This window comes from Pseudomonas sp. Sample_9, from assembly GCF_004307535.1.
Taxonomy (GTDB): Bacteria; Pseudomonadota; Gammaproteobacteria; order Pseudomonadales; family Pseudomonadaceae; genus Aquipseudomonas; species Aquipseudomonas mercuritolerans.
On sequence record NZ_RAZO01000066.1, the window covers coordinates 6,924 to 17,866 of the forward strand.

Below are 10,943 nucleotides of genomic sequence, written 5' to 3' on the forward strand. Positions count from 1 at the left end.
GCAGGCTCGACGATACACAGCGTCAGGAACGCATCGTCGAAGCGAAGAAGCAGATAGCCGAGAACTGCTCGTAGGCACGCTGCCGGATCTGTGTGAGAGCTGTGTAGGAGCTGACGAGTGCAACGAGGCTGCGATCTTTTGATCTTGCTCTTCAACAGCAAAATCAAAAGATCGCAGCCTTCGGCAGCTCCTACACAACCGCGCTCAGCGGGATGCAGTGATCAGCAGGTCGAACTCTTTGAGCAGTACCTGCAACTGACGATCCTTGCCGCCAAGGTTGCGCTGGGCGAAGACCATTTCCGCCATTTCCTGAATGCCCGAGGCGTTTGGCAAGGGCAGATCCTGTTCAAGGATCATCTTCATGCGCGGCAGGAAGATCCATTGCAGCCATTGCTCGAAGTCCAGCGTGTCGACCGAAAACGGCTCGACACTGCTTAGCGCTTCGGCGGACGGCTCAACCTCATCCCACCAGCCCTGTGTGCGCAGCTCGCGTTCGATCAGCAATAGCTGATCGGCGATTTTCGGGAAACGCACGTCCATCACAGGGAAACCTTGGCCTTCTGACGGGCCAGCGCAGCACCGGCGGAATCGCCTTGTTTCTCACGAGACTGAGCGATGATTTCCCACAGGCTGGCTTGCAGGTCCGGACGACCGTTGGCCATGGTCAGCGCACGACGGGCAAACTGTTCGGCTTGCGGCGCATCGCCCTGGGCCATGCGCACCTGCGCCAGACGGTAAAGCACTTGTGGCTCGCGCGGGGCGACACGTTGCGCCCGCTCCAGGCTGGAAGAGGCACCGTTGAGGTCGCCGCCGGCCTGCTGCTGTTGCGCGGTGGTCAGCAAGGCGAGTACCGGACCGTCCAGTTGCTCATCCGCCGACAGGCCACCGCCACTGCTGGCCGAAGGAATGCCACTTGGCGTCGACGGCATGCTGTAGCTGCCGGAGTTGATCGGCGCCGACTCAACCGCCGATGGGTTGTAAGGCCCCGACGTGATGCCGCCGGATGCCGGGCCCGGAACGATTGGCGAAGAGCTGATCGGTGTCGACACCGCCGCACCGCCGCCCGGCACCATCACCACTACGCCGGTATCGCCTTGCGGAATCGCCTGAGTCTGGCCCTGCGCCGGGCGCTTGACCGTGGTCTGGCGGAAACCGCCATTGGCGCCGATGCGTTCGCTGTTGGACACGGCCGTGCCCGAATCCACCACGGGAATCGAACCACGCTGTACGGTGGAGCAGCCGCTGAGCAAAGCCACGGCGGTCACCGCTGGAATCAACCACTTGTTCACTTGAAACCCTCTTTGCTTAATTCATCCAGCCCTTGACCCAGTCCATCACCGATTCCGGCGAGGCAGGTGTTTCGCTTGCACACGCGGCGCCGGGTGGCGGTTCGCTGCCGCGAATATACGGCATCTGTACCGCGCCGGGGCAGTTGGCATCCGAACCCTGGCCGGTGCGCGAATCGACCCAGGCCTGCACGACGTTGTCCGGCTGCGGCATGTCCAGCGGCAGCGGATCGGCCTTGCGCATGAAACTGGTCCAGACCTGCAACGCACCGGTGGCGCCGGTGAACGGCGTCTTGCCGTTGTCGTCGCGGCCGAGCCAGACCACCGCCAGCAGATCCTGACTGAAACCGGCAAACCAGCTGTCGCGCGAATCGTTACTGGTACCGGTCTTGCCCGCCAGTGTCAGGGTCTTGGGCAGCACGTTATAAACCGAACTGCCGGTACCTTCACGCATCACCCGCTGCATGGCGTTCTGGATCAGGTAGATCGAGGCCGGGTCGAAACGCTGTTCGATCTGGAACGGATAGCGCTTGAGCGGCTCGCCCTCGGCGGTCAATACGCTGCGAATGCCGCGCATCGGCGTATTGAAGCCGCCGTTGGCCAGCGTCTGGTACATGGTCGCCACTTCGATCAGCGTCATGCCGCCAGCGCCCAGCAGCATCGACGGGAACGCCGGGAATTCGCGGGTAACGCCCAGGCGCCCCACGGTCTTGAGCACATTCGGCACACCGACTTCCAGGCCCAGACGCGAGGTCGACAGGTTGTAGGAATGCGCCAGGCCCTGATAGAGGAACACCGTACCGTGGGAGCGGCGATCGTAGTTCTGCGGCTTCCACACCTGACCGTTGGCGCCCTTGACCGACAGCGGATCGTCCGACAGCCAACTGGTCAGCGTGTACTGGCTCGGCTTCTCGAGCGCGGTCAGATACACCGCCGGTTTGATCAAAGAACCAATCGGGCGCACCGCATCCAGGGCACGGTTGAACCCGGCGTAGCTGGCCTGACGACTGCCAATCATCGCCTGGACTTCGCCGGTTTCCGGGTTGGTCACGACCATCGCCGCTTCGACGTCATCCGAGCCCTTGCGCCCGGCCAGACGCTTGAACGTGTCGTTGACCGAGGCTTCGGCTTTCATCTGCAGAATCGGGTCGAAACTGGTGAAGATGCGCAGGCCTTCTTCGGTCAAGTCTTCGTCGCGGTAATCTTCGCGCAACTGACGTTTGACCAGGTCGATAAAGCCCGGGAACGAGCTGTCGGCGAGCTTGCCGCGAGTCGTCACACCGAGCGGCATTTTCTTCGCTGCTTCGACCTGTTCGGCGGTGGCCACGCCTTGCTGCTCAAGCACATCGAGCACCAGGTTGCGCCGCTCCAGCGCGCGCTCGGGGTTGCGGCGCGGGTTGTAGTAGGACGGCCCCTTGACCATACCGACCAGCATCGCCACCTGATGCAGTTTCAGTTCGGACAATGGCTGGCCGAAGAAGAACTGGCTGGCCAGACCGAAACCGTGCACCGCACGCTGACCGTCCTGGCCGACAAAGACTTCGTTGAGGTAGGCCTCAAGGATTTCCTTCTTGTCGTAATGCAGTTCGAGCAGCAACGCCATCATCGCTTCGGTGAGCTTGCGGGTCAGGCTGCGTTCGCTGGTCAGGTAGAAGTTCTTCACCAACTGCTGGGTCAGCGTACTGCCGCCCTGGGTCATCTTGCCGCCGGAGGTGTTGATCCACACGGCGCGGGCGATCGATTTCGGCGACACGCCCCAGTGGCTGTAGAAGTCGCGGTCTTCCACAGCGATCAGGGTTTCGAGCAGGTAAGGCGGCACCTGATCAAGTTTGATCAGGATGCGGTCTTCAAGATTTTTCGGGTAAATGCCGCCGATCATCAGCGGCTCGAGGCGCACCACCGATAGTTTCGAGCCGTTGGTCGCGGAGAGTTCGGCGACGTAATCGCCGGAGAAGCGCACGCGCACTGGCTGCGGCTTTTCCAGACCTTCATAGAACTGGAAGCCACGGGTGTTCAGGTCAACCGTATTGCCGCTGACGGCGGCGGCGCCGGGGCCGTTGCTCACGGCTTCGCGGCGATAGCCGAGGGCATCGAGTTCGGTGAGGAAATCGTCCTTGCTGAGCTTCTGTCCGACGAACAGCTCGAGCGGGCGCGCGTACACCTTGGCCGGGATGGTCCAGCGCTTGCCGGAGAACTTCTCCTGCACCACGGCATCGAGGTAAACGGCGAAGCCGGCCAGCACTACAAGGCCGACCAGGCTGAGTTTAATGGCCCAGCTCAACCATGGGCTAAGGCCCTTGGCTGGTGGTTTTTTCTTGGTACGGGGGGATCGGGATCGAGTCATGGCGGCGGATTATACGCACTTTATCGATCCCCAACAGGCACGCGCGGAGGTTTGCGTCAGGCGGGCAAGCAGCCATAATGGCCGCCTCGAATTCCCCCGTCTCTGAAGGATCGCCCGTGAGCCAGTCCCTGATCGCTGCCCTGCAAAACCCGGCCCTCTACCCGCATCCCGTCGAAGGGTTTCAGGTCATCGAAACCCACATTTCGTGGGTGATTCTCACCGGCCCCTTTGCCTATAAAGTGAAGAAGCCGGTGAATTTCGGCTTCCTCGACTTCACCAGCCTCGACGCACGTGCGCATTTCTGCGCTGAAGAGCTGCGTCTGAACCAGCGTCTGACCGCTGATTTGTATCTGGACGTGTTGCCAATCACCGGCAGCGTCGAGGCACCGCAATTGGGCGGCGACGGCCCGGCTATCGAATACGTGCTGAAAATGCGCCAGTTCCCGCAGAGCGGCTTGCTCAGCACGCTGCAAGCCAATGGCGAGCTGACCACTCAGCACATCGATGCGCTGGCCGAGCAGATCGCGCATTTCCATATCAATGCACCGAAAGTCCCGGCCGAACACGACGCTGGCACTCCGGACAGCGTGATGGCGCCAGTTTCGCAAAACTTCGAGCAGATTCTGCCATTCCTCAGCGACAAGAACGATTTGCTGCAACTTGAAGCCCTGAAAGCCTGGGCCGAAAGCAGCTTCGAACGCCTCAAACCGTTGTTCGCCGAGCGCAAGGCCCAAGGCTTCACCCGCGAGTGCCACGGCGACATCCACTTGGGCAACGCCACAGTCATCGATGGCAAAGTGGTGATCTTCGACTGCATCGAGTTCAACGAGCCGTTCCGCTTCACTGACGTCTGGGCCGACACCGGTTTCCTCGCCATGGACCTGGAAGACCGCGGCTTGAAGTCGCTGGCGCGTCGCCTGATCAGCCAATATCTGGAACTGACCGGCGACTATCAGGGCCTCGAAGTGCTGAACTTCTATAAAGCCTACCGCGCCCTAGTGCGGGCCAAAGTTGCGCTGTTCAGCATGCCGGCAGATGCGACTGCAGTGCAGCGCGCCACCACTCTGCGCCAGTACCGCAACTACGCCAATCTGGCGGAAAGCTACAGCACCATTCCTTCGCGCTTCATGGCCATCACCCACGGCGTTTCCGCAGTCGGCAAGAGCCACGTGGCCATGCGTCTGGTCGAAGCGCTGGGCGCGATTCGCCTGCGTTCGGATGTCGAGCGCAAGCGCCTGTTCGGTGAGCAGAGCGTTGCCAACGATGTGCAGGCCGGCATTTACAGCGCCGATGCCAGCGCCGCGACTTACGCACGCCTGCATGAAATCGCCGAGGTGATTTTGCACGCCGGTTTCCCGGTAGTGATCGACGCGACCTATCTCAAGCGTGAGCAGCGCGATAACGCGGCGAAGATTGCCGAAGCCACCGGCACGCCATTCCTGATCCTCGACTGCAACGCCCCGCAAGCCGTGATCGAGAGCTGGCTGGCGATACGTCAGGCCGATCAGAAGGATCCTTCCGATGCCACCCTCGCCGTGATCGAAGCGCAACAGGCCAATCGCGAAGCGTTGACGCCGGAAGAAATCCTGCGCAGCAAACGCGTGCAGACCAATGAATCCGGCACGCTGGACACCGTGGTCGCGCAGATCCGTCAGCGCCTGCCGGGTCTGTAAAAAACTATTTCGGCCGTGAAGCCCTCGCTCGCTTCACGGCCGGCAAATAGTGGCACTATACTGGCGTCATAAAACCAACAGGTGATCTGACATGAGCCAGCCTAAACTGCTCGACACTCCGCTTTACGCCCTGCTGCACAAAGATGACGTTGCAGGCTTCAACAAGGAACGTCCACAGGATGGTCCGATCAACATGGTGGGCGGCGATTTCCGTGGCCTCGACCTGCGCGAGCTGAACGCCGACGGCGTGGATTTCCGCGATGCGTACTTCCGCTCCGCCGATCTGCGCGGCATCGACTTCCGCAAGGCATCGCTCGAAGGCGCCAGCCTGGCCCATGCGCAGATTTCCGGGGCGTACTTTCCGCCGGAGCTGAGTGCTGACGAGATCCTGATGTCGATGAATTTCGGCACGCGGTTGCGCTATCGCACCCGCTGAAATCTGGAAGTCTTCCTGACACCACGCCTTTCCCCTGTGGGAGCGAGCCTGCTCGCGAAGGCGTAGTGTCAGTCGATATCGATTGTGTCTGATACGCCCTCTTCGCGAGCAGGCTCGCTCCCACATTGTTAACCGCCTAACTCGCTTCCTTCTGCGTTCGCAGGCCTTTTACCCCCTTTCTTAGAAGCTTTTGCGTCGAATCCGACCAAACAATCACGCTTTTCCTACTGATGGCTACACTGCTGAGAAGCTCGCCCACGCACCATTCGGCCGTCGCAAGGAGGCTTGATGAATGATGAACTGCAACACCTGAAAAATCTTGGCAAGACATCGGCGCAATGGCTGCATGCCGTGGGCATCCACAGCGCCTCGGACTTGCGTCGCCTCGGTGCAGTGGACGCCTACCGGGCCGTGCGTACTCGGGGGTTTCGCGCATCGAAGGTGTTGTTGTATGCGATCGAGGGCGCGTTGATGGACGTGCACTGGAACGATATCCCCGCCGAGCGCAAGGACGCCTTGAACAAACAGCTCGAGGCCATTTCCGCGCGTCACAAGAACTGAACAGGCGCTGACGCCATGTATTTACTGGGGGAACAATCGGCCCACGCCGACGCATTGATCAATCGCTTGCAGAATCTTCCCGGGCAATGGCTGCAGGATTTGTCGCCATGCGCGTCGGTCATCGAGCTGGAGGCAACGGACGATCTGTTTGCACAGGTGCCGAGCGATCAGTTGTTTCTGCTGACCGAGGGCGTGGTGCATGGCTGCATTGCAGGCCGAGCGCTGTTCTATTGGCAGGAAGGTGATCTGCTCGGCCTGCAACGTGGCGAGCAATGGAGCGACTGCCGCATTTGCAGCGACAGCGCTGTGCGCCTGGTGCCCTATGGGCGCGATGAGGTTTTGCAGCATTTGTATGCCGACCCTGATCGATCGGAGCAGTTGCTGAGCTATCTGCTCGGGCAAATGGCGCTGCTCGCCCATGCCGTGGCCGAGTTGAAACCCCGGGAGTTTCGCAGCACCAACGGCTTCAAACGCGTTGAGGCGGGCGCCGTGCTGATTCAACAGGGCGATGCAGCGGATCATGTCTTCGTGATTATCGACGGGCATGCCGAGGCTTTTGTTGATGGGCACAAGGTCGGCGACGTGCCGAGGGACGAGATTTTCGGCGCCCTGGCGTTGTTCACCGGCGAGCCGCGCAACGCCACGGTAGTCACGTCAGAGCCGAGCACGGTGATGTTGATTCCCGGTGATCAGTTTTTGAGCATGACCCGCAGCAATCCGAAGATCGCTCACAGCTTGATCGAGGGGATGGCTCGACGCATCGGCCAGTTGAATCGGCAGATTACGCATTTGACGACGCATCGTATCTAGCGCAAACCCCTTAGTTTGCGGGGCCTCGAGATCATTCGAAAAACTAAATTACAGATTTGCAAAAACAGCGGTTGACGCGGTAATGAGAATCGCTATGATTATCACAACTGGTCGCGAGATCAGTCGATATTCTGAAAAGCCCTTGGTTCGGACTCTCAGATTATCTCCTCATCAGGCTAATCACGGTTATTTGACCCGGTTTTTTACCGGGTCTTTTTTTGCCTGTGGAAAAGTCATTTGGCGAACTGTTGTCGCATCCGTTCGCAGTAATCCGGCTTCGGCGTGGCAGGCGTGTACCAGACGTAATCGGCCATCGCCGCCGTTACCACATCGCCCTGCTCGGCCAGCATCAATACGGTCGGCGCCCTGGTGGCGCCCAGATCGAGCAGATGCAGCGGCACGCCGACATCCTTTCGCGCATGCCAGGCACCGGCCAGCAGAATCGAAGGCATCGGCGCCGCCAGCATGCGTTCGGCCATTCGCCGATCACGCTGTTGCTGAATCGCCAGCATTGCCGGCATCTGTGATTCGGGCAGCAGGCCGCAGTGGGATTCACTGACTTGCCCAAGCAAAGTTTTTTTAACCGAAAGCGCATTGCTGCGCGCACCGTTCAGAGCCGGTGGATTGCGGTAAAACGCGCGGATTTCGCTGTCATCGAGATTGGCCGCCAGCAACGGATACGGTTGCGTCAGGGCGAAGCGCACGATCGGCCCGTAAAGATTCCAGTCCCAGCCCTCTTGCCAGGCCAATGCCGCGGGCAGGTCTGCCGGAACGGATTTCGACTGGCGCGCCGCATCGACTTTCGCTTGTTGATCCGGCGTGAGCATTTCCAGCAGCAGACTGCCTTGCGCCCGTTGCTCGCCGAGCGCCTGCAACAGCCACAACTGTGCGGCATGGTGATCGGCGTTGTCGTGCTGCTCACCGATGATCAAACGCTCAGGCTCAGCCAGACGCGTCAGCAATTGCTGCGCCGTAAGTACCTCGCCGCTGCGCAGATCGCGGATATCAGCGCCCACCGGCGGAACCGCCACGTGCTGACACCCCGCGAGCAACACCAGCGCCAACAACCACAATCCACGCATGCGACACCTCGATGATTGATCAGCGGGCGATGATCAGCGGATGCCCACGCTCCGGGTGCGGCTGCACCAATACCTCCAGACCGAACACTGCTTTGAGCGTATCCGGGCGCAGCACTTGCTGCGGAGTATCCAGCGCGACCGGGCGCCCCTCCTCCAGCAGCAGCACGCGATCACAATAACGCGCCGCCAGATTCAGATCATGCAGGATCACCAGTACCGCCGCGCCGCGATCGGCGAACTCGCGCACCGCCTGCAAGGTGGTGTGCTGATGCAGCGGATCGAGCATCGATGTCGGTTCGTCGAGCAACAAGGTTTGCCCGGCCTGACCCGGCCAGAGTTGCGCCAGCACCCGCGCCAGATGCACGCGCTGACGCTCGCCACCTGACAACGCCAGATAGCTGCGCCCACTCAGGTGCCCGGCATCGGCGGCGGCCAGCGCTGCCGCGACGATTTCGTCATCACGTACGCGCCCGGTCTGGTACGGCAAACGGCCCATGCCGACGACCTCTTCCACGGCGAAGGCAAAGTCCAGCGTCGAAACCTGCGGCAACACCGCCAGTCGTTGTGCCCGCTGCGTTCCGCTCCAGTGGCTCAACGCCTGACCTTCGAGCGAGACATTGCCGTCACTGGCGGGCAACTCACCACACAATGCGCCAAGCAACGTGCTTTTGCCGGCGCCGTTCGGTCCCAGCACGCCAAGCACTTGACCGGGTTCGAGCCTGAGCGTGACTCCACTGAGTACAGCTTTGCGGCCACGGCGGACATGCAGATTGTGCGCAGACAGCATCAGGCACGCCCTCGCAGCAGCAGATAAAGAAAGAACGGCGCGCCGATAAACGCAGTAACAATGCCGATCGGCAACTCCGCCGGCGCCAGCGCCAGACGCGCCACCAGATCGGCGAGCAATAACAGGCTCGCACCGGCCAGCACCGAGGCTGGCAACAGAACTTTGTGATCCGGGCCGGCCAGCAGGCGCACCAGATGCGGCACCACCAGCCCGACAAAACCGATCATGCCCGCCGCCGCAACCGCCGCGCCAACGCCCAGCGCGGTGCAGAACACCAGTTCGCGCTTGAGCCGTTCGACATCGATGCCCAGATGACCGGCCTCGGATTCACCGAGCAACAAGGCATTCAATGCCTTGGCCCTGCGCGGCAGCCACAGCGCCACGCCGATGGTGATGATCAGCAGTGGCCAAAGCCGCGCGTAACTGGCGCCGTTGAGGCTGCCGAGGTTCCAGAAGGTCAGGGTGCGCAGCGTGGCGTCATCGGCCAGGTAAGTGAACAGACCGACCGCCGAACTGGCCAGCGCCGTCAGCGCGATACCGGCCAGCAACATGGTCGCCACATGCGTCTGACCGTTGCGCCGGCCCAGCCGGTAGACCAGCGCCGTCACCCCGAGCCCGCCAAGAAACGCACACACCGACAACAGATACGGCCCGAACCACTCCGGCAGGCCGCCGAATAACGAACCGCCGACAATCGCAATCGCCGCGCCAAGCGCCGCGCCACTGGACACCCCGACCAGCCCCGGATCGGCCAGCGGATTACGAAACAAGCCCTGCATTGCCACCCCCGACAGCGCCAGCACGCCGCCGACCGCCAAGCCGAGCAAGGTTCGCGGCAGGCGGATCTGGCCGAGAATCAGCTCGGCCTGCTCCAATCCTTGCGGCGCCAGCGGCACGCCGATCAGACGCAGCGCCGCGCGCAGGGTATCGAACAACGGCAGGCTCACCGGCCCCAATGCCAGCGACAGCCAGATCGCCAGCAGACACAGCAATGTCAGGCCGATAAACAAGCCGCGGGGTTTGACCAGTGTGGTCATTGGCCGCCCTTGGCCGGGTAGAAGCCGTCCGTCAGGGTTTGCAAAGCAGCCGGCAACCGTGGCCCGAGGCCGCCAACCAGCAGCGTCGGATCCAGCTCCATCACCCGCCCGCTCTTGGCCGCGCGGCTGGAATTGAGGATCGGATTTTCCTTGAACAACGCGGCTTTTGCCGCCTCGCCCGTCAACGCTCGGTCAGCGAACACCAGCACTTCGGGATCGAGGCTGGCGAGGGATTCGACAGAAAACGGTTTGTAGCCGGTATGCGTCGCAAGGTTGTGCCCGCCGGCTTGTTGCAGCAACCAATCGGCGGCGGTGTCCTTGCCGGCGATCAACGGCTTGCCGCCGGCATGCCCGAGCAACAGCAACACGCCGGGGGCTTTCTGCGTGGTCTGCACTTGGGCAACGCGCACTGTCTGAGCCTGGAGTTGCTGTTGATAACTCTGCAGTAGCTGCGCCGCCTGGTTTTGTGCGCCGAGCAAATGGCCCAGATGGGTGACATTCTTTTCCAGCGTCGGCAGATCCGGCTGCGCCGAGAACAACTCGACCTTGACCTTGGCCGCTTTGACTTGCGCCAGAACCGGCGGCGGTCCCATTTCTCCAGTACCTATCAGAATGTCCGGGCGCAGGCTCAAGATGCCTTCCGCCGACAGGCTGCGCTGATAACCGATACTCGGCAGCGCCTGCAACGATTCGGGATGTTGGCTGGTGGTGTCGACCCCGACCAGCTTCGACTCGCCGCCCAACGCGCTGACCCATTCCGACAGTGCCCCGCCGGCGCTGACCCAGCGTTGCGGTAAATCCGCCGCGATCGTCTGATGGCTGAGAAAAAGACCGACGCACAGCACGACAACGCGGGTTTTCAGGCGCATACACAGCTTCCTTGAACAAGGTTTCCCGGGCATCGGCGCAGCGAGCCAAGTATCCTCG

General features: G+C 61.6%; 11 protein-coding genes. 4 read left to right on the forward strand and 7 right to left on the reverse strand.

The genetic code is table 11. From position 1 onward, the window contains the following. Nucleotides 1-204 precede the first annotated feature (204 nt). The 3 genes from D6877_RS03960 to mrcB are packed head-to-tail and all read right to left on the reverse strand — an operon-like array spanning nucleotide 205 to nucleotide 3,630. Nucleotides 205-540: a YqcC family protein gene (locus D6877_RS03960; RefSeq protein WP_016773180.1), complete on the reverse strand. Its 336-nt coding sequence runs from the start codon at nucleotides 538-540 to the stop codon at nucleotides 205-207. Beyond that, complete coding sequence (locus D6877_RS03965) at nucleotides 540-1,289, reverse strand: lipoprotein (RefSeq protein ID WP_041477844.1); 750 nt, start codon at nucleotides 1,287-1,289, stop codon at nucleotides 540-542. The genes D6877_RS03960 and D6877_RS03965 overlap by 1 nt, the downstream gene beginning before the upstream one ends. 16 nt (nucleotides 1,290-1,305) lie before the next feature. Then, complete coding sequence (gene mrcB / locus D6877_RS03970) at nucleotides 1,306-3,630, reverse strand: penicillin-binding protein 1B (protein WP_130909919.1); 2,325 nt, start codon at nucleotides 3,628-3,630, stop codon at nucleotides 1,306-1,308. 116 nt (nucleotides 3,631-3,746) lie between these two features. On the opposite strand from mrcB, the gene D6877_RS03975 reads away from it, so the two are divergent. The 4 genes from D6877_RS03975 to D6877_RS03990 all read left to right on the forward strand — a co-directional run bounded on the left by D6877_RS03975 (nucleotide 3,747) and on the right by D6877_RS03990 (nucleotide 7,110). Further along, the gene (locus D6877_RS03975; RefSeq protein ID WP_130909920.1) at nucleotides 3,747-5,303 is read left to right on the forward strand and encodes a bifunctional aminoglycoside phosphotransferase/ATP-binding protein; all 1,557 of its coding nucleotides are present in this window, start codon (nucleotides 3,747-3,749) and stop codon (nucleotides 5,301-5,303) included. Nucleotides 5,304-5,394: 91 nt separating this feature from the next. Next, nucleotides 5,395-5,739: a pentapeptide repeat-containing protein gene (locus tag D6877_RS03980; protein ID WP_130909921.1), complete on the forward strand. Its 345-nt coding sequence runs from the start codon at nucleotides 5,395-5,397 to the stop codon at nucleotides 5,737-5,739. 288 nt (nucleotides 5,740-6,027) lie between these two features. Continuing rightward, entirely contained in the window at nucleotides 6,028-6,300 is a 273-nt protein-coding gene (locus D6877_RS03985) for a TfoX/Sxy family protein (RefSeq protein WP_016773175.1), read from the forward strand. 15 nt (nucleotides 6,301-6,315) lie between these two features. After that, entirely contained in the window at nucleotides 6,316-7,110 is a 795-nt protein-coding gene (locus D6877_RS03990) for a Crp/Fnr family transcriptional regulator (protein WP_130909922.1), read from the forward strand. Between the two features lie 233 nt (nucleotides 7,111-7,343). Here D6877_RS03990 and D6877_RS03995 read toward each other — a convergent pair whose 3' ends face one another. From D6877_RS03995 to D6877_RS04010, 4 genes are read right to left on the reverse strand one after another with little or no spacing between them, the layout of a single operon-like run. Beyond that, the gene (locus D6877_RS03995) at nucleotides 7,344-8,192 is read right to left on the reverse strand and encodes a ChaN family lipoprotein (RefSeq protein ID WP_130909923.1); all 849 of its coding nucleotides are present in this window, start codon (nucleotides 8,190-8,192) and stop codon (nucleotides 7,344-7,346) included. Between the two features lie 19 nt (nucleotides 8,193-8,211). Next, a complete protein-coding gene (locus tag D6877_RS04000; protein WP_130909924.1) occupies nucleotides 8,212-8,979 on the reverse strand; it encodes a heme ABC transporter ATP-binding protein in 768 nt (255 codons plus the stop codon). Continuing rightward, nucleotides 8,979-9,962: an iron ABC transporter permease gene (locus D6877_RS04005; RefSeq protein ID WP_167333571.1), complete on the reverse strand. Its 984-nt coding sequence runs from the start codon at nucleotides 9,960-9,962 to the stop codon at nucleotides 8,979-8,981. Before D6877_RS04005 ends, D6877_RS04000 begins: the two co-directional genes overlap by 1 nt. A 50-nt stretch (nucleotides 9,963-10,012) precedes the next feature. Then, nucleotides 10,013-10,885 carry an ABC transporter substrate-binding protein gene (locus D6877_RS04010; RefSeq protein ID WP_130909925.1) on the reverse strand — a complete coding sequence of 291 codons (873 nt, stop codon included), beginning with the start codon at nucleotides 10,883-10,885 and terminating at the stop codon, nucleotides 10,013-10,015. Nucleotides 10,886-10,943: the final 58 nt, after the last annotated feature.

Excerpts from the sequence above, each read along its gene's own strand:
- D6877_RS03960 (WP_016773180.1), bottom strand. The coding sequence starts at position 540 with ATGGACGTGCGTTTCCCGAAAATCGCCGATCAGCTATTGCTGATCGAA.
- D6877_RS03985 (WP_016773175.1), top strand. The coding sequence starts at position 6,028 with ATGAATGATGAACTGCAACACCTGAAAAATCTTGGCAAGACATCGGCG.
- D6877_RS04000 (WP_130909924.1), bottom strand. The coding sequence starts at position 8,979 with ATGCTGTCTGCGCACAATCTGCATGTCCGCCGTGGCCGCAAAGCTGTA.
- D6877_RS04010 (WP_130909925.1), bottom strand. The coding sequence starts at position 10,885 with ATGCGCCTGAAAACCCGCGTTGTCGTGCTGTGCGTCGGTCTTTTTCTC.
- mrcB (WP_130909919.1), bottom strand. The coding sequence starts at position 3,630 with ATGACTCGATCCCGATCCCCCCGTACCAAGAAAAAACCACCAGCCAAG.
- D6877_RS03995 (WP_130909923.1), bottom strand. The coding sequence starts at position 8,192 with ATGCGTGGATTGTGGTTGTTGGCGCTGGTGTTGCTCGCGGGGTGTCAG.
- D6877_RS03990 (WP_130909922.1), top strand. The coding sequence starts at position 6,316 with ATGTATTTACTGGGGGAACAATCGGCCCACGCCGACGCATTGATCAAT.
- D6877_RS03980 (WP_130909921.1), top strand. The coding sequence starts at position 5,395 with ATGAGCCAGCCTAAACTGCTCGACACTCCGCTTTACGCCCTGCTGCAC.